Source organism: Companilactobacillus farciminis KCTC 3681 = DSM 20184, assembly GCF_002706745.1.
Taxonomy (GTDB): Bacteria; Bacillota; Bacilli; order Lactobacillales; family Lactobacillaceae; genus Companilactobacillus; species Companilactobacillus farciminis.
This window is the reverse complement of record NZ_CP017702.1, coordinates 338,496-357,114: the sequence shown is the minus strand read 5'-3', so window position 1 is coordinate 357,114 and position 18,619 is coordinate 338,496. Positions and strand designations below refer to the sequence as shown.

The following is an 18,619-nucleotide window of genomic DNA, read 5'->3' as shown; positions in this document are numbered from 1 at the left end:
TCATCCCTCCATCTCAAACATTTTTTCTGAAATACGACTGATAGGAACTTCTCTCAAAGTTTTATTTTGGAAGAAAAGTGCCTTAGTCGTATATTTTTTCGTCAATTCATAGTCGTGCGTTATGAAAATAACTGTCAGTTGATATTTTTTATTCAATTCAGCAACTAAGTCCATCAATTGCATTTTGACTTCAACGTCTAAACTAGCAGTTGATTCATCGAGAATGAGAATTTTAGGGTCATTTAACAGTGCTTGTGCTAAGTAAGCTTTTTGCTTTTCACCACCAGATGCTAATCCTAGAGGGCGGTCCTTTAAATCAGTTAATCCCGTCTTCTCCAAAATTTCTTGAATCAATTGATCATTTTCATGACGTTTCGTTGGACTGAGCGTAAATTTCAAATTGAGTCGAATAAACGCTTCAATGCTTAGTGGATAATCGTTATCGATGTTTCGAAACTGCGGAACATAGCCGATTGTCTGCTTGTGATCGAAGTTCAATTCTCCACTAGTTTTGGGCTCTAGCCCCATTAGTATCTTAACTAGAGTAGTTTTTCCAGAACCATTTGGTCCAATTAAACTTAAAAAGTCGCCTTGATTTATTTTAAAATTCACATCTTGAAAAACTAATTGATTTCCAAAACGTTTAGTTAAATTCTTTGCTGCAATCAAAATTATTTTTCACCTTGTAAAATTTTATTCATTGCTTTGTATTGAGACAACATCCATTCAGTGTAAGTCTTATCTTTTGGCAATGTTTCTGTAACTTTAAGAACCGGAATATTATTTTTCTTCGCTAAATCAACCAAATTATTCACGAGTTTGCTGTCTGTTTGAGTATTTAAAACGAAGAAAGCAATCTTTTTGGCTTTGATATTATCCTGCATTGTTTTAATCGTTTGCGGAGTTGGATCAGTTCCATTTTCGACTGCCTTTTCAAATTCTTTATTGCCTACCTTGAAACCAGTAGCTTTAATCGAATAGTCGAAAACTGGTTCACTGACATAAACTTCCTTATCAGTTACCTTTTGTGAAGCCGTCTTGAGTTTTGATAATTCAGCTTTCACAGGTTTTAGTGAAGCGATGTATTTCTTAGCATTTTCTTGAAAATACTTCTTATTCTTAGGTTGTTGCTTAGATAGTTCATCAGCCAAATATTGTGCATACTTAGGCATCGTTTGAGGGTTGTACCAAATATGAGGATTATCACCAGTTTTTTTATCCATGACATCTTCACCAATTTTGACATAAGTCCCGTCTTGTTTATCCAACTTATTCATCCACGAATCGTACCCAAGACCATTGGCAACTGTAACGTCGGCCTTACTAACGATTTGAGCAGTTTTAGTCGTTGGCTCAAAATCATGGGGATCCACGGCAGGATTACTAATGATTGAAGTAACGCTACCCTTGTTGCCAACAACCTGCTTAGCAACTTCGCCGTAAAAATCAGTCGTTGTGACGATATTTAATTTATCCGAGGAAGTACTAGTTTTTTTATTAGTACAACCTGCTAAAACCACGACAAAAATCAGGCTTAAAATAATTCCAATAAATTTTTTCCCTTTAGAAAACATAAGAAATTCTCCTTAAACAATAAAAGTTACTATTTAACCCTAAACTAATGTCCTTAAAAAGTAAATGATAAATTTTACTATTTAACATTTTTCCATATTAATTAATGTTATATTCCGTCCTCCATAGCAAAGAAAATTTGGCTGGAACAATGTGGGCACGACTTGGAGCCTTTGCTAAGACCAAGACCGGGCAAAGTCTTCAAGCTCGACCTTTCACTAGGCAATAAATTGCCAAGAGAAATTTCACATTTGAGCCAATTTTCTTCGCTATTCCGGACTAGATTCTGTTTTCTTTTTTTAGATAAAATTCAAAAACATCTATTAGATAACAATCAGTTGTATCCAATAGATGTTTTTTTATTCAGCCTTCAATTTTTTAGTACAATCAGCGCAAAGTCCATATACTTCCAAAGCGTGTCCTTCGACTGTATAGCCTGGCAATTGATCGGTAAAAAACTTGATTGGGCAAGCTTTTAATTCAGTAACTTTGCCACAATTCTTGCAGACAAAATGATGGTGATGACGATGATTAAAATCACATTGATACTTCACTAAAGTCTTATCTTTTTCTTGAGACTCTACCAAACCAATTTCTTCAAATTCTTTTAGATTGCGATAGATTGTATTATTACTTACTCCCGGATACAAAGATCGCATATAGTCGGCAATATCGTTGATTGATACGTATTGAACGGTAAATTTACTGAGAAATTCCAATAAATCTTTGCGTTGTTTGGTTACTTTATAATGGTTCTTTTTCAAAACCTCAATTGCTTTTTCCACTTATCTCACCTTTTCTAACTAATCCATTGTAGTGTAACATAATTAGTAATTATTACGCATTAGAAAGTTTTAGTTAGTATTAAGGTAAAATTGCTACTATAATTATAGAAAATATTCTTTGGGAGATTTTATTAATGAAAAATACAATTTTAATTGTCGAAGACGAGCGCAGTCTTTCCAGTTATGTTAGTAAAGAGCTCCAATTTGAGGATTTCGATGTCATTGTTGCCAATGATGGAATTGAAGCTTTGGACCTCTATGAAAAACATCAAAATGATTTACTACTGATTCTATTAGACTGGATGCTGCCAAAATTAGACGGCATGGAAGTTTTGCGTCGAATCAGAAAACATGATCAAGTTCCCGTAATCGTCATGACAGCTAGAGATTACGTTGGCGATAAGGTTGCCGGATTGGACAATGGTGCCGATGACTACATTACTAAACCTTTTGAAATTGAAGAATTATTAGCTAGAGTGCGTGTCATTAAACGTCGTGCCCAAAATATGTCTGAACCCGATCAAACTTATCAAATTGCTGATTTAACTTTAAATACCAAATCACACCAAGTTACTCGTAATAACGAAAATGTTCAATTAACTCGCCGCGAATATGATTTATTGCTGTTCTTTCTACAACATATCGGCAAGGTCTTTACCCGTGATGAATTACTCGATAACGTTTGGGGCGAAGACTTTCTCGGTCAACAAAATGTGGTCGATGTCTATGTCGGATATCTACGTAGCAAAGTCGATGGCAAAAATACCAAACCCTTGATTCAAACGATCCGTGGCGTCGGATACTCACTTGAGAATGTTGCCAAATGACAAGTAAAAAATCCCTGACTTATCAAGAACTGATCAATAATGCAATTCGCAAGTTAGTGATTATCATTACCTTGGCGATCAGCGCGCTAATTTTAATAGTTGTCGGCGTCCAACAATATTCGCAGACCGTTCACGAAGCACGCGGCCAAATGATGAGTTTGTATTTTTCCAACATCGATGACGTACCGGGATTTATTCAGTGGAGTAACCAAAATAACCGCCACACAAAACAAAATACGGTAATTCGAGTCAAAACAAAAAAATCGTCAATCACTGCCGCTTCTGATCGAGCTGGACAACAAATCATGACGACTTCAGCTTCCAAAAAATTCATCAACCAGCACAAATTCAGTATTTTCCCTGGACAACACATCGTCTATGTTCAAAAATTTGGATTTTTCCTGTTTTATCAGAAAAAAGATAACGACACGACCTATCAACTGTGGACTAGTCTATCTCGCCTGATGAATAGTCTGATCTTGTTGTTAATCTTAATTAGTATCATTGTTTTTGTTACCTTAGGCTTTGGAACTTGGTGGGCTCAACGTTTGGCCGAAAAACTCAGTGCACCAACGATCGATTTGGTCAACGAAACACGTAGCACAACTAAAGACCCCGACTTTGATCAACCTAAACTGACAGTCCCTACTAGTCCTCAAGAAATTAAAGAATTGGGTGATGCTTTCAATGAATTGCTCGATACTCAAAACAAACGCCTACAACGAGAGCGAGATTTCGTTTCAAATGCATCGCACGAATTGAGAACTCCTATTGCGGCTGTACGTGGCAATTTGAATTTAATCAAGCGCCACGGCGACAAACATCCCGAAGTGATTCCTGAATCCTTAGGTTACATCGATGAAGAATCTTTGCGGATGCAACATTTGATTGAAAACCTACTTCACCTATCCCGAGCCGACCGAGCTGAATTAGTTTTAGAAAAAATTGACTTATCAGAAATCACCAACAGTATAGGTCAACAATATAAGAAGACAATTGCCAAAGAACTGAACTTAGATATCCAACCTGACCTTCACATTTTGGGCAACGTTGACGCCTTGAAACAAGTTATCGTAGCTCTGTTGGATAATGCCAATAAATATTCACCAAATAATACTTCCATTAAATTATCGCTTAAACAAAATGGTTCAAAAATTGATTTATCCGTAGCCGATCAAGGTATCGGTATTCCCGACGACCAAAAGCAACTCATTTTCCAAAGATTTTATCGAGTAGATACTTCACACTCAACCGAAATCAAAGGTAGCGGTTTAGGATTATCGATTGTTTCGCAATTAGTTAAATTGAACAACGGTCTGATTAAGGTTTTGGATAATCAACCACACGGTTCTATTTTTAAAATCGAGTTTGATACCGACAAGTAGATATATAAATTTAACTAAATGACTGTAGCTAAATGACTGTAGCTAAATGACTGTAGCTAAATAACTGTAGCTAAATAACTGTAGCTAAATAACTGTAGCTAAATAACTGTAGCTAAATAACTGTAGCTAAATAACTGTAGCTAAATAACTGTAGCTAAATAACTGTAGCTAAATAACTGTAGCTAAATAACTGTAGCTAAATAACTGTAGCTAAATAACTGTAGCTAAATAACTGTAGCGTCGTCCTTAAATCCCTTTTTTCTCAATTAGTTGAGTACTATCAATAAGAAAAATTCCAGGGATTTTTCGGACGACTAGATTCAAAAATGGCATTTATCCAAATCTGGATGGATGCTTTTTATTTATCTAAAGTTAAAAATAAGGCCACTATCTAGTCCGGAATAGCAAAGGCTCCAAGTCGTGCCCACATTGTTCTGCTATACTCCCTTTGTGGTTGACATATGAAATGGAATAATTTCAGATGAAAATCAGAAGGGATTTTTTTATGAAGAAGTACGAATCAGAGTTCAAGATAAAAATAATTAAAGACTATTTGAAAGTAAAGTCAGAAATAATATTTACAGAATATTGCAGATCAATCGGAGTTAATCCTATTACTGCTAGAGGTTGGCTTACCTTATTTCAAGCATACGGTGAAAAGGGATTAATCCCTCAAGTTCCCAAGAAATATAGTTATGAGACTAAGATTCAAGCTGTCAGTGCTTATCTTAATGGCGAAGGGACTCTTAAAGAAGTATCTATAAAGTTTAAACTACGTTCTTCTAAACAATTGAGATATTGGATAATACAGTATAATAATGACAAGAATCTAATCAAGGCTACGCCTGTTAGAAAGAAGGTCGTTACAATGTCGAAGAAAACCACTCTTGAAGAAAGAATTGAAGTAGTTGAATACGTAACTCTTCAAAAACATTCATACTCTGAAGCTTCGGAACATTTTCAAGTTTCCTATCAACAAGTACGCAATTGGGTATTAATCGTGAAGAAACAAGGATACTCTGCCCTCGCTGATAAGCGAGGACGCAGAGGTTACGTCAAAGAAAAGAGTTTAACAGAAGTTGATAAATTAAAACTAGAAAATAGACAATTAAAGGCTGAATTAAATAAACGTAACGCTATAGAGGCTTTTGAAAAAAAATTCGAAGAAATCCAGCGTGGGGAGTGAACAAACAGCATAGGCATGCTTACCAAGCGATAAAGGAAGTATGTCAAAGCCATCATGGATGGGAAACTATCCTATTAGAGTACATAGGTGTCAGTCGACAAGCCTATCACAAAAGCATTAATCGTAAAGAAACTGTCTGGGAAAAACAAGACAGAACTCTAAAAAAACATGTTAAGAGAATATATGAAGAACACAATGGAAGTGTTGGAGCAGGTAAAATACTTACTCATCTTATACACGAAAATAAACTAGGATTTAAATTATCATTAAAACGAGTAAGAAGAGTAATGAATGAATTGAATCTTGTTTGTAAAGTACGGAAGAAAAAGATAAATAGAAAAGAAAAAGAAGAAAAATATATTCAAGATAATATCTTAGATCAAAATTTTAAAGTTACTAAGCCAAATGAAGTTTGGCTAACAGATTCAACACAAATAGAATATGGACCAAATAAAAGATACAAAGTACGACTAAGTGGAATATTGGATCTTTATGGACGTTTTCTATTGGGATACATAATAACACCCACTGAGACGGCAGAAGCTGAAATGACCATGTTTGAAGAAGTATTTAAAAATGAAGGAGACGTGCACCCTATGGTCCATACGGACCGAGGGTCAGCTTATGTAGCTAACAGTTTTAATAAATTACTAGCACAACATAAAGTTTCTAGAAGTATGTCCAGACCAGGGACTCCTTATGATAATTCACCAATGGAACGCTGGTGGAACGATTTTAAATTACGTTGGATGGATCTTCATCCTACACCAGCTACGCTGGAAGAGTTGAAGAATCTAGTTAAAGAAGGAATAGATTACTTTAACAATCAAGATAGATCAGACAAAATAAATGGCTTTACTCCAGCGGAATACCGGAATAAAGCCATTTAAATATGTTTTATAATTTTAACTCTATTGAAATGTCAACTTGACAAGGCAGAGTGCATTCCAGCCAAATTTGCTTTGCTATGGAGGACGGCAAACTTTCTAAGAAATTCTTATTAAACCCTTACCAAACCTAAGTAGTTACCTCAACCCAATGATTGTAAACTATGTTTATTCAATCGAAAGGACATGGTGAACTACTTATGTCAGAACTTACTGAAAGATTACAACAACAATTGATTGCTGGCGCTACTCGTCCTTTAATGCAAGATGCAAATCAGCATTGGTACACCGGCAGTGAACTTAACTTAGAAAAAAACGTATGGAAAAATTATTGGAAAAATAAAGGTATCGGTCACAACGATATCGTTTTAGTTAGCTTAACAAATTCAGTTACTTACTCTTTGGTCATTCAAAGTCTTTGGGAAATTGGTAGTATCGTTCAAACCTTGAATCCTGCTGCCACTGAAATTCAAATCAGTGAACTTGAAGACCAATATCATTATTCAGCTATTATTTTTGACTCTGATATTCAAGAATTAAAATTTTTAAACGATATTTTTACTAATCAACCTCGTTTGACGACCTTGCACGAATCAGAAGTACAAATCTTCGTTCGCAACAAGCACATCGCCCATTTAGCAGAAACGCCGGAAGATGACCAAATTGCTTTGATCATGCATACTTCTGGAACTACTGGCAAACCTAAACGAGTTGGTCTAACTCACAAACAACTTTTAGCTGGAGCTTTTAACGTCATCGACAGTGAAGAATTGACTGACCAAGATAGCACCTTTATCTTAATGCCAATGTTTCATATTAACGCGATGGTTATTTCAAATTTGGCAACCCGCTTATCTCATGGACAACTGCTATTTCGTCCTAAATTCAGCGCTCATCTTTTCTGGAAGGAAGTTAGTAGTGAACAGGTAACCTGGGTTTCATTGACACCAGCTATCATCGCCATCTTATTACAACGTGATGAACAACCAACTCACACTAACTTGCGATTTCTCCGGACTGCTTCAGCCCCTCTCCTCCCAAGCATCCACGCACAATTTAAAGAACGTTTCGACATTCCGCTAATTGAAAGTTACGGCATGACCGAAGCTGCTAGTCAAATTGCCCAAAATCCACTCAACCAACCTATTCAAAAAACTGTTGGTAAAGTTGTTGGAACACAAATTAAAATTTTTGATAATAACTATCACGAAGTTGGAAAGAACAAAATCGGACAAATTGCTCTCAAAGGCGACAGTGTCATTACTCATTATTTGGATCCTCAGCCTGAAGCCTTCCACGATGGTTGGTTATTGACTGGAGACCTCGGTTCACTGGATGACAATGACTACCTACAGATCGCTGGTCGTAGCAAAGAAATGATTATTCGTGGTGGTGAAAATGTTAATCCACTCGCTGTCGAAGATTGCTTGCACAATTTAAAATTTATCCGCGAAGTAGCCGTCGTTGGTACTCCTGATTTAATTTATGGTGAAACTGTCACCGCCGTTATCGTCCCTAAGAAACTCAGTCATGATCATCGCCACCAATTGGCCTTGTTGAACGAATTAGCAAATGAGCAATTATTACCTGTTGAACGCCCCACAAAATACATTTTTAGTACTGAATTACCTAAGAATGCAACTGGAAAAATTCAACGTACACTTCTAGCTCAAGAAGTGGTTCAACAAAAAAAGGAGGCTTAATCATGCAAAAGCCGATGACTTTAACGACGACACGTAAAAAAATCAATCTGCCAGTCGACAAAATCTTGCCTTTCTTAATCCCCATTATCGTGATTTTATTTTGGCAAGTTAGTAGCACTCTAGGTTGGTTATCAAGCTCAGTTTTGCCTTCTCCCTTAGCTGTTTTACAAGATGGTATTGAATTAACGCAATCTGGAGAACTTCCCAAAAATCTCAGTATCAGTCTTTATCGAGCTACAGTCGGACTCATAATCGGTGGTGGCGTTGGTTTTATCCTTGGATTTATCAACGGAATGTCCAACACTTGCCGCTTACTATTTGATTCATCGATTCAAATGTTTCGTAACATCCCCCATTTGGCTTTGATTCCACTAATTATCCTTTGGTTAGGTATCAACGAATCAGCTAAGATTTCACTAGTTGCTATCGGAACAATGTTTCCCGTCTATATCAATACTTTCCATGGAATTCGTTCAGTCGATCCAAATTTGATTGAAATGGGTAACTCATATGAACTATCAAAACGCCAAATGTTTTTCAAAATCATTTTCCCGGCCGCTTTGCCACAAATATTAGTCGGTATTCGCTACGCCTTAGGTGTAATGTGGACTACTCTGATCGTTGCCGAAACTATTTCAGCTAGTTCAGGTATTGGCTATATGGCAAACAACGCTGAAGACTTCGTCGATATGGAAACTGTTATTTTATGTATCGTTGTCTACGCGGTACTTGGTAAAATTTCTGATTTAGTTGCTAAAAGTTTTGAAAGTCTCTTATTAGATTGGCAAAATACTGGAAGGAGTAATGCTTAATGGATAATTTAATTAATAATTCAATGATCACAATTAAAAATGTAAATAAAACTTATAATAATTTAACTGCTTTACACGATGTCAGTCTGGACATCAAACAAGGTGAATTCATCGCCCTAGTTGGTATGAGTGGTGGTGGTAAAAGTACCTTGTTACGACTCATCGCCGGCTTAGAACAACCAACTAATGGTTCAGTTCAAATCAATTCTAACGATACAAAATCTTTGATTCGCGTAATGTTCCAAGAAGACAGATTACTTCCCTGGATGTCCGTTTTAGACAATTTATCCTTTGGTTCAAAAGATAAAAATACTAAAGCGCATGCCAAAGAACTACTCGATTTAGTTGAATTAGGCGACTATGCCGATCACTTCCCTAACCAATTATCTGGTGGTCAAAAACAACGGGTCGCCTTAGCTAGAGCTTTGATGAGACATCCTAAAATTTTATTGTTAGATGAACCTTTAGGAGCTTTGGACGCTTTAACAAGACGCAAGATGCAAGATTTGATCTTAGACATTTGCCAAAAACAAAATTTAACGACTATCTTAGTTACCCACGATGTTGAAGAAGCTGCTCGCATGGCCGATCGCATCGTTGTCATGAAAGATTCAACTAACTCTTATGAAGAAACCTGCCCTAAGAATCGCAATGCCGGTCAAATTGGCATCGTCGCTGATCGAGTTCTCGGTGAAATTCTGGAAGAACCCGAAGTACAACAACAAACTGCTTAATCAAAAAAATCCTGAAATTATCTATCAATTAATAGATATTTCAGGATTTTTTTATAGCACACTGTCAGTTAAAGTCCAGTCAATCGTTCCTACATAAGTACCTGCTTGTCCATAATTGACCACACTTAAGAAGATTCCATCGTCATCATTCCAATCTTCGGTGACATCTCTTGATCTTTCCACTAATCCACTATCCGTCTCAGAGGCTATCAAAACGTTATCGTGATAAAGCGGAACTTCATTCTTATTTTTTTCATAAATTAAATAAGCTTCCATCTTCGATTTTGAGCCGTCAGCATTGGTCTTATAGAAAAAGTCGTTTTGTTTAGCATATAATTTCCACGCCGTTTTATAACTATCAACAGTAATGTCCCATTTACCAGCTCTATTCAAAAGTCCACTTTCCATCGTGGTTACTTCTCCATAACGAAGCGATTGAAAACCATAATCAGTGACATTCAGAGACATTTCCTTACTCTTAACATTTATTACTAATTCTGTACTACTCTTTCTTCCATAAGAATCATAAGCAACGCTATCGACCGTATGGTAACCATCACCAGTTATCCCAGCATTCGTTCCTGGGAAAAAACTAGTATATTCAACTGGTGTCCCACTATAACCTTGCTCAACAGTCGGTGTTCTATAATGCGCGTAAGCAGTATCTTCTGCATCATGAGCTTTATAAAAGTCAGTTAGACTAGAAACTTTAGCAACATAGTCATGATCATTAGAATATTCAAAAGTGATTGGCACCTGAATATAACTACGTGATCTGACCTTATACTCATCAGGAGTCGAAATAACTGGCGTGAGTTTAGGAACATCAATCACAAATTTTACTGTATTAGATTGATAATCTGAATTATGAAGTTCGACTGTTATTTCATTACGCCCTTCTCTAATACCAGGCGACTTAGGGTCAGCCATACGTTTATCGATTGTCGGTACTGAGATAGTATTTCCATTTTGATATACCGTCTTTAAAGTAAAATTAAACTTTCCATCGGCAACAGTTGAAAAATCGACTGGATCTTGTGCCTCTTGTCCTTCGTTCTTGATAGTATAAGTTCCAGTTAATTTCTTATCTTCAGTTGAACCGTCAGAAAACTCATACGTTCCATCTAAATCAAATGGTGGTCTCTGTTCATCACTCGTCACTGTGATATTTTCGACATCTGGGTTAGCTTTAGCCGTTAATTTTCTTTCACCAACATTTATTTCGAAAGTAATACGGTTAGATTCTCGCCTGCTGTCAGAAACATAAGTGACTAACTCATGTTTCCCCACATCCAAATCAGAACCTTCATATGTATTCCGAAAAGCATAACTATTTACCAAATGAGCATTTCCTGTTACTCTTTCAGTCGTTTCTACCCCATCTAAAATCCAATGCATAGTAAGCGTTGTATCATAGAATTCACTTTCACTATCATAAACCACACCCACTGCGGTCTTAAAACTACTTTCTTTATAACCACTAAATTCAGTATCACTTTCTGGTGTCAAAACTAAATTCGTATAGTCATCAATATGTATGTTATACGTCAAAACATTAGAAATAACGTTATTGCTATCAATCAACTGAATTTCAATCGTATGGTCTCCTAATTCCAAATTGCTTGCATTAATATTACGATTAAAACTTGCTGAACTAGCACCATCTGTAGTTTCTTCAGTCCAAGTGTCAATTGCCTTACCACCATCAATTATCGCCTTGGCATTAAGTGACTGACCATTAAAAGTTGAACCTTTTTCATATTTAACCGTTCCAGCAAGATTGATTTTCTCGTTACTCAAAACAGTTTGTTTCAAATCATTACTATTAGTTATTTTTAAACTTTCATTGCTGATTAAAAACATCGGCGTCATGACATCATCAGAATACTCATCGCTACGATATGAGGTGTGCTCCCCATTAACTGTCGTGGAAGTAAGTGAAGGACTATCCGGTGCGACAGCCTTTCCATCAATTGATATTTCAATATCTGGATTAGCTGAACTGAGCGCACCTAAAGTTAAATTAATGACATTTATTTTATCGCCATTAAGATTGCTGCCTTCTGTGATTTGATCAAAATTTAATTCTTCAGTTTTTTTCGTTCCATCTTTAGCGGTATAAGTAAGCGTACCGACTTTAGTTCCAGAGTTAGGCTTGAAATCGACATTTTGTGGCAAATTGATTGAAGTCATGATTTCTCCAGTGTCGGCCATTCCTGAATCGTAATGAAGTTGATAATCGAAATTAAGTTTGGTTCCATTGTAGACGGTCGACTTAGCTTTATTATTATTTTTGTCGTAATCTTCAATAACACGGTCGGATGAAACATCAGTCATAGTTACAGAGGATGTTACGTTAGCGACCATCGGCATATTTTCAAAGACCATCTCGATATCCTTTTGTGCCGAGCCTGACGATCCCGTCGCTGCCGTGAAGCCCCACATAGCTTTACCACTAGTAGCCTTAGCATTTAAAGCAGATAAATCAATCGTTCCTGAACCACTGTTCCATTGACCAAATGATTTCTTGGTTCCATCTGGATATTGATCATTAAACAAATAATTAATTTTTCCACTCGTAATAGTATCGTCAGAATTTTTAATTGGACTATAAGTAATCACAAGATGACGCCATCCATTAGCTGGAGCAACAACTTCATAATCATAACCTGTCATAGGCATATTATTGGAATCATTAAATATACTATGATTCATTTCGTAATAATACTTTTTGACAAGCCCTATCAGATCAGCAACCTTCTCATTTTTTATATAAGTTCCAGTTTGTCCGGGATAACCCCACGCAATATGATTAGGATCTAAATCATTTCCACCATTCTTAGAATCAAAAGAATTATCATCAGACCAATCATTTTCTCTATTAATGGTTGGATCAAGTTCAATGGCTACGCTATTTTGAATCGCATTTTTTTCAAGATCAATAGCCGTGTTTAACACTTTAGGTGCAGCGGTAGCACCCCAAACTCCCAACGTCTCTCCACCTTTTGGTACACCATTATATCTTGAAATGGCATCATAGCCGTTAGGATCATTTTGAATGACAAAGGCTAAACCATCAATCGTTGGACTGACACTGTCACCCATATACACCCAAACAGAAACTTTTTGCGGTTTATAAAGATCAAAGTAATTACCATTTAAAGTAGCTCCTGACCCTGTAGTTGAACCCCAAATAGACCCCAACTGCATTGAGCCGCCTTTAGCTGACAACATTTGAACTGTATCAGATGGATAATTGTTACCATCGCCAGCGTATGTGATTTTAGCTTGGTTAGTACCTCCACCAGAATATGTATCGACTTTATCCATATAATTTTTAACTTTCATGCCGGCCGGAGCATTTTGTAGCACATCACTGGTCGAAGGCACCGCAAAAATGACCGTTGTTTTTGTAGTAAAACCAACAATCGCTAGAATCAACGCCATGACATATATAAAACATATCTTTATTTTTTTCTTTCTCACCGCTAAGGCCCCCTGTATTTCATAAAAGAACATGTTTAAACTTATTAACTTAATAGTATAATATACCTTTAGCAAGCGCTTTCTAATCCATAATAGAAAAATTATAATAACAACTTATGACATTACTAATATGACTAAAATATTGTACCTAAATTAATGTTAATAATTAGGAACCATGCTAGTATGGTAAGAAATGACTGGAGAAAAAGCTTATGAACATGACTAGTAAGTATTTACAGTTTGAGAACCCTACCGTTCTAAAATTTGATTTCCAAGTTAATGATGATTTTGATTTTGAAAATGACTTCGATGCTGCTGATATTGGCACTTTGGTGGAAATGCCTAGTGAAGAAGAGATTGATTGGACTGATGATATTCCGGTTTATTTAACTATCTTTATCAATCAAGAAAATGACAACGTTCCTTACACAATCACTGCTAGAATCATGACGCTTTTTCAAGTCTCTGAACTTCTTCCCCATAGTGACGCCTTGCAGTTATTACAGACAGAAGGAGCTTCACTCTTATTGTCATATTTAAGACCAATGGTCTCGATGATGACTTCTGCTAGTGGTTTTCCAGCTATGACTTTACCAGTATTGGATTTTTCTGATAGTGATAACAACTAAAAAATCAAGCAGCATCTATTCGGATTCCTTTTTCTGAATAGATGCTGTTTTTTTTGATTGCTATAGACCTGCAGTAAATCCTATCCACATACTAAGTAACGAGTCAGTCACGGTCATAGCCATCACTATAACTCCCCCAAAAACGGCCTTCTTTGTTAAACTGCGATTAACGTACCTCCACTCAAGATTCATAAGTACTCCTAATTTACCCGCGAAGGCAATAACGAGGATCCAGGCTTTAACAATATCACTGGGCATTTTAAATAATCCGAGTAAAATCAACAAAACTATTCCTAATCCAATTCCACCAAAAATAATAGTTTCAACATGATTTAATCTTATCTTTCCGTCATCTTTAAACTTGTCCATCAATTCCTCATCCCCTCGAATCAACTCATCTAAGGAAATATCAAACAGATCACTGATTGCCACTACATTATTAAAACTAGGCAAACTGCCACCATTCTCCCATTTAGAAATCGATTGTCGAGAAATATTTAGTTTTTCGGCTAAATCATTCTGCGACATATTGTGACGTATTCGCTGTTGTTGTAGTTGCAAGCCAATTTTCATCGAAAAATCCCCCTTTGATTACTTAATATTTTAGCTAACACAGAATGATTTAACTAGAAGTTGACGGTTGCTTTTGACTAGGAAGGCAAGATTTTACCGTTATGTTATCGTTACATCTAACGGCAAAAAAAGACGACCCAACGGCCGCCTCATTTACTACTTATAATCTCCAGAATCGCTAACTGTAACTTTGTTTTCAATCAAACCTTCTTCATAAAACAAATCAGCAATCTTTTGTTCTTCTTTAACATACGTGCTATTCATCGTACTGATTCCATAAGTCCGACGTTCTACCATCTTCTTAACGACTGACTTAGAAACTTTCAACGATTTACTCATCATCGTAATTAACTCGCTATGATTGTTGTTAGCCCATTCCATATCTTCTTGTAGATACTTGATCAAATACTTCGAAATTTCGGTATTCTTCTTGGCATAACTTTGCGTTGTCAAAATATAATCACGATTATTAGTAATTCCAACACCATTTGTCACTAATTTAGCATTTTGTGTCAGTTGTGCTTGTGAAGTGTATGGGTCCCAAGTTGACCAAGCATCGACCTTACCTTTTGAAAAGGCCACGCTGGCACTAGATTGATCCATGTTGACCCAAGTAATGTCATCAGCACTCATACCAGCTTTCTTCAAGGCTGCTAGTAACATGTATTGAGAACTAGTTCCCTTAGTATAGGCAACTTTCTTACCCTTCAAATCTTCAATCGAAGAAACACTCGAAGAATTCTTAACTAAAATTCCAGAACCTTTAGCCTTCGATGAACTGGCGGCGATGTAAGTCAATTTAGTTCCAGTCGAAAGTGCTGAAACCGGTGGTGTATCTCCAGTTCTAGCGTAGTCGACACTACCAGCTTTCAAAGCTTGCATTAGTGAATTTCCATCAGAGAACTCTTTGAAGATTACTTTATAGCCCTTCTTCTCCATTTTCTTAGAGAATTCACCACGTTGCTTGGCAATATCGAACGGATCACCTTTTTGATAACCGATCGTCACTGTTTCTAATCCGGAAGTAGCGGCTCCAGCATCAGTCTGTTTGAAGCCATAAATCGCAATCGCTGCCCAAAAGACTAAGACGACACTGATCAATAATTTTTTTAAATTTCTCTTTTTCTTACTCATCCAGCACTCCTAACTAAAGTTGACATAACTTGTTGACGTAATTTCAAGCGAATGACTTTACCCGTGGCATTACGAGGATAGTCATTGACGAAAAAAATTCTCGTTGGTTGCTCATAATTAGCTAAAGTCGCTTTGGCATGAGCCATGATTTTTTGACGTTCTAATTCTTCATCTTGTTCACCATCACTGATAACGACTGCCGTTACTGCTTCTCCATAAAGCGTATCTGGCGTACCAATGACGGAAACCTCTTTGACAAAATTCAATTGGCTCAAGACATTTTCAACTTGTGCGGGAGCTACTTTTTCGCCACCGTGGTTGATGATGTCTTTTTTGCGTCCTTTAACAAACAAGTAGCCATCTTCGTCCAAATATCCTAAATCGCCAGTTAAAAACCATCCATTTTTGAAAGATTCTGGATGTGGATCTAGATAATCACTAATAACATGGTCACCGCGAACAACGATTTCACCAATTTGTTGAGGTCGCTTAGTAATTTGGTCATCAATCATAATTCCCAAATCAGTTTCAAAAGGTTTCCCAGCTGAACCAACTTTTGGTGCATCGAAAGGATTAATCGTACATTGACTAGCAGTTTCAGTCATCCCGTAGCCTTCCAAGATTCTCGTGTGGAATCGAGTTTGAAAAGTCGTCAGTTTATCGAGTGGCAAAGCAAAGGATGAACATCTGACAAAGCGCAATCGAATATCATCACTATAATTTTCATTAGCTTTTTGATTGATCAACAAGATATTGACGATAGTTGGCACGACTGATACCCAAGTAACATTATTTTCTCTAACTTGATTCCAAAACTTCGAAGCACTGAATTTTTCGGCAATCACCAACTTACCACCAGACAATCTAGTCGCTAAAATCACAACTGCTTGAGCGTTAATGTGAAACATCGGCATAACTAGCAAACTAGTATCCTCGGATGTCATCTTATGGCTTTCAATATCATGTTTGACACCATTCAACAAGATTCTGTGAGTCAAACCAACACGTTTGGGCTTTCCAGTAGTTCCAGAAGTATTCATAATCAACGCTAAATCATCTTCATCAGGAATTTTAGCATCGTGGCCCATTAAACTGCGATCACGAATGATGTGTAACAAAGAATAAGTTTGTAAGTGTAGTGCTGAAACAATTGCCACACGGTCATCTAAAGCTGCATCAACTAGTGTCTGACCAACGATAGAAGCTACATAATCGTGTTCTTTTAGTTCTTGCTGCAATTCTTTTTCTGGAGTCGTGGCAGCAACTGGATGCATGACGGCACCAACTTCCCAAAGTGCCTGTGTTATCAAAGGATAGGCCGCCGTGTTAGGTAAACAAACCAAAACTACGTCACCAAATCCGATATGTAGATCTAAGAATTCTTCGCGTAACATACGAATATCATCAGCAAGTTCAAATCCTTGATACCAACGATTTCTCTTTTCATCCTTGATCATTTCTTGATTCATATTATTCCTTAACTGTTTGTTTAATTGATTCGTTATTTCTGACATTTTCAACTACTCCTTTAGCTTTTTTTGCACTAAATATACGTTGTGGGCGTCCAATTAAAACTCCAAATGGTGGTACCTTGTAGCAGAACCAAGAAATTAAGAATGATCCTCCTAAAACAAAGGCATATCCGACTGGTAACAACAATAACGTTACGATGGAAGGCAAATGGATTACGCTTAAAATTCCATAGAGCATTGTTACTGGAATTGTTTGGACTAAATAAATCCCAAAGGAAACTTTTGACATATTTTTAATAATTTTTTCTAACCAATTTGGAAAACCGTGATTTCTGGCATGGGCATACTGGCGTCCAATCCAGAAGACAAAGACAATCATGAACGTGTCATAAATGAAAATGAATGGTTGGTGGATCGACAATGTTGCGCTCATACTCAAATGTAAAATATTGATATTTCCAAAGAATAAGGCAACCGTACCAATTGCTAAAGCCAATGTTGACCAACCGATCACACGGTGATTTTTTTCGATAAACTTATCAACTTGATCATAGTGAATAGCGACGAAAGCTCCGGCTACAAAGTAGAATTGATAGACCAAAACATTCATTCCGTAAGCTCTAAACAAGTACCACCAACTGCTACGATCAACGCCTGGCAACCAGTATTTAATTCCGATAACTAATAGTAATTGGATAATTGCACTCGCTACTAAAATTGCCACATGATGATTTTTAAATTTCTTAAACATGTAGACCAGCAATGGGAAAATCAAGTACAACTGGAACGTTACTAAGATGTAGTACATGTAAAACTTGTTACCGTGAATAATTGCGTCATATAGATTTTGAAAATAGTTCGGCCAACTCAAGGCCACGCCAGCAGTGATAGTCGTAAACCACATCATAATGGCGTTCCAACCAATATAAGGAATCCCAACGCTGATATAGCGCTTCTTCCAAAACTTCAACCAATGATGTTCTTTATTGTAATAATTTAGTACCAAAACCAGCCCTGTCATAAACATGAAACCCATTCTGGTAAAGTGAAGTGCCAAGTGAGTAGCTTCTAAGAACAATTCACTACCTGATCCATTGCCAACATTATTTTTAAAGGCGGTCGTCGTATGATTCAACAACACCCCACCAATGAAAAGCACGCGCATCAGGTCCACTTCATGGAGATATTTCTTTTTTCTAGTTTTTACTTCAGCCAAAAAGTCACCTCTGTTACATTTCTTACCGTTTCTAAAGCATATATAAGTTATAGCATCCCAGTAGTGGCACGGTCTTGATGATTTGGTAAGGGTAAAATAAGAAAATCTTAGATAGAGGGCGAAACAAGCCTGGGAATCTCTGAGCATTTTCCTAGTTTCGCATTTTGACCACGGTACTTGGGCTTGTGGGCAAAATACGAAACGTAGAAAAGCGGAAG

Annotated in this window: 16 protein-coding genes; 8 read left to right on the top strand and 8 right to left on the bottom strand. The window is 36.8% G+C overall.

Features of this window, described 5'->3' with window-relative positions:
* The 3 genes from LF20184_RS01670 to LF20184_RS01660 form a co-directional block, all read right to left on the bottom strand.
* Complete coding sequence (locus LF20184_RS01670; protein ID WP_010021122.1) at positions 1–669, bottom strand: metal ABC transporter ATP-binding protein; 669 nt, start codon at positions 667–669, stop codon at positions 1–3.
* Between the two features lie 2 nt (positions 670–671).
* A complete protein-coding gene (locus LF20184_RS01665; RefSeq protein WP_010021124.1) occupies positions 672–1,574 on the bottom strand; it encodes a metal ABC transporter solute-binding protein in 903 nt (300 codons plus the stop codon).
* 357 nt (positions 1,575–1,931) lie between these two features.
* Positions 1,932–2,357 carry a Fur family transcriptional regulator gene (locus LF20184_RS01660; protein WP_010021125.1) on the bottom strand — a complete coding sequence of 142 codons (426 nt, stop codon included), beginning with the start codon at positions 2,355–2,357 and terminating at the stop codon, positions 1,932–1,934.
* Between the two features lie 134 nt (positions 2,358–2,491).
* On the opposite strand from LF20184_RS01660, the gene LF20184_RS01655 reads away from it, so the two are divergent.
* The 7 genes from LF20184_RS01655 to LF20184_RS01625 all read left to right on the top strand — a co-directional run bounded on the left by LF20184_RS01655 (position 2,492) and on the right by LF20184_RS01625 (position 9,891).
* Positions 2,492–3,184 carry a response regulator transcription factor gene (locus tag LF20184_RS01655; protein ID WP_010021126.1) on the top strand — a complete coding sequence of 231 codons (693 nt, stop codon included), beginning with the start codon at positions 2,492–2,494 and terminating at the stop codon, positions 3,182–3,184.
* Positions 3,181–4,569: a sensor histidine kinase gene (locus LF20184_RS01650; protein WP_010021127.1), complete on the top strand. Its 1,389-nt coding sequence runs from the start codon at positions 3,181–3,183 to the stop codon at positions 4,567–4,569. Before LF20184_RS01655 ends, LF20184_RS01650 begins: the two co-directional genes overlap by 4 nt.
* A 481-nt stretch (positions 4,570–5,050) precedes the next feature.
* Entirely contained in the window at positions 5,051–5,755 is a 705-nt protein-coding gene (locus LF20184_RS01645) for a helix-turn-helix domain-containing protein (RefSeq protein WP_099240395.1), read from the top strand.
* Complete coding sequence (locus LF20184_RS01640) at positions 5,752–6,645, top strand: IS3 family transposase (protein ID WP_099240391.1); 894 nt, start codon at positions 5,752–5,754, stop codon at positions 6,643–6,645. Before LF20184_RS01645 ends, LF20184_RS01640 begins: the two co-directional genes overlap by 4 nt.
* A gap of 197 nt (positions 6,646–6,842) precedes the next feature.
* Complete coding sequence (locus LF20184_RS01635) at positions 6,843–8,345, top strand: AMP-binding protein (protein ID WP_010021128.1); 1,503 nt, start codon at positions 6,843–6,845, stop codon at positions 8,343–8,345.
* A 2-nt stretch (positions 8,346–8,347) separates the two neighbouring features.
* Positions 8,348–9,157, top strand: a complete 810-nt coding sequence (locus tag LF20184_RS01630; RefSeq protein ID WP_010021129.1) for an ABC transporter permease subunit — start codon at positions 8,348–8,350, stop codon at positions 9,155–9,157.
* 11 nt (positions 9,158–9,168) lie between these two features.
* The gene (locus LF20184_RS01625; protein WP_029606598.1) at positions 9,169–9,891 is read left to right on the top strand and encodes an ABC transporter ATP-binding protein; all 723 of its coding nucleotides are present in this window, start codon (positions 9,169–9,171) and stop codon (positions 9,889–9,891) included.
* A 51-nt stretch (positions 9,892–9,942) separates the two neighbouring features.
* On the opposite strand, the gene LF20184_RS01620 is transcribed toward LF20184_RS01625, so the two are convergent.
* Positions 9,943–13,338, bottom strand: a complete 3,396-nt coding sequence (locus LF20184_RS01620; protein ID WP_029606599.1) for an L-type lectin family protein — start codon at positions 13,336–13,338, stop codon at positions 9,943–9,945.
* Positions 13,339–13,589: 251 nt separating this feature from the next.
* Between LF20184_RS01620 and LF20184_RS01615 the strand changes: the two genes are divergently transcribed.
* Positions 13,590–14,006 (top strand): protein-export chaperone SecB, encoded by a 417-nt coding sequence (locus LF20184_RS01615; protein WP_010021134.1) that lies wholly within the window; start codon positions 13,590–13,592, stop codon positions 14,004–14,006.
* Between the two features lie 60 nt (positions 14,007–14,066).
* Here the strand turns inward: LF20184_RS01615 and LF20184_RS01610 are convergent, their stop codons facing one another.
* From LF20184_RS01610 to LF20184_RS01595, 4 genes are all read right to left on the bottom strand, one after another.
* On the bottom strand, positions 14,067–14,579 hold the full coding sequence (locus LF20184_RS01610; RefSeq protein ID WP_010021135.1) for a helix-turn-helix domain-containing protein: 513 nt from the start codon (positions 14,577–14,579) through the stop codon (positions 14,067–14,069).
* Between the two features lie 156 nt (positions 14,580–14,735).
* Complete coding sequence (locus LF20184_RS01605; RefSeq protein WP_056945250.1) at positions 14,736–15,713, bottom strand: aliphatic sulfonate ABC transporter substrate-binding protein; 978 nt, start codon at positions 15,711–15,713, stop codon at positions 14,736–14,738.
* Positions 15,710–17,227 carry an AMP-binding protein gene (locus LF20184_RS01600; RefSeq protein WP_010021137.1) on the bottom strand — a complete coding sequence of 506 codons (1,518 nt, stop codon included), beginning with the start codon at positions 17,225–17,227 and terminating at the stop codon, positions 15,710–15,712. The genes LF20184_RS01605 and LF20184_RS01600 overlap by 4 nt, the downstream gene beginning before the upstream one ends.
* Positions 17,184–18,401 carry an acyltransferase gene (locus LF20184_RS01595; protein WP_056945249.1) on the bottom strand — a complete coding sequence of 406 codons (1,218 nt, stop codon included), beginning with the start codon at positions 18,399–18,401 and terminating at the stop codon, positions 17,184–17,186. Before LF20184_RS01595 ends, LF20184_RS01600 begins: the two co-directional genes overlap by 44 nt.
* Positions 18,402–18,619 lie beyond the last annotated feature (218 nt).

Coding starts and splice junctions, on each gene's coding strand:
- LF20184_RS01665 (WP_010021124.1), bottom strand. CDS start 1,574: ATGTTTTCTAAAGGGAAAAAATTTATTGGAATTATTTTAAGCCTGATT.
- LF20184_RS01655 (WP_010021126.1), top strand. CDS start 2,492: ATGAAAAATACAATTTTAATTGTCGAAGACGAGCGCAGTCTTTCCAGT.
- LF20184_RS01650 (WP_010021127.1), top strand. CDS start 3,181: ATGACAAGTAAAAAATCCCTGACTTATCAAGAACTGATCAATAATGCA.
- LF20184_RS01645 (WP_099240395.1), top strand. CDS start 5,051: ATGAAAATCAGAAGGGATTTTTTTATGAAGAAGTACGAATCAGAGTTC.
- LF20184_RS01635 (WP_010021128.1), top strand. CDS start 6,843: ATGTCAGAACTTACTGAAAGATTACAACAACAATTGATTGCTGGCGCT.
- LF20184_RS01630 (WP_010021129.1), top strand. CDS start 8,348: ATGCAAAAGCCGATGACTTTAACGACGACACGTAAAAAAATCAATCTG.
- LF20184_RS01620 (WP_029606599.1), bottom strand. CDS start 13,338: ATGGCGTTGATTCTAGCGATTGTTGGTTTTACTACAAAAACAACGGTC.
- LF20184_RS01615 (WP_010021134.1), top strand. CDS start 13,590: ATGAACATGACTAGTAAGTATTTACAGTTTGAGAACCCTACCGTTCTA.
- LF20184_RS01610 (WP_010021135.1), bottom strand. CDS start 14,579: ATGAAAATTGGCTTGCAACTACAACAACAGCGAATACGTCACAATATG.
- LF20184_RS01605 (WP_056945250.1), bottom strand. CDS start 15,713: ATGAGTAAGAAAAAGAGAAATTTAAAAAAATTATTGATCAGTGTCGTC.
- LF20184_RS01600 (WP_010021137.1), bottom strand. CDS start 17,227: ATGTCAGAAATAACGAATCAATTAAACAAACAGTTAAGGAATAATATG.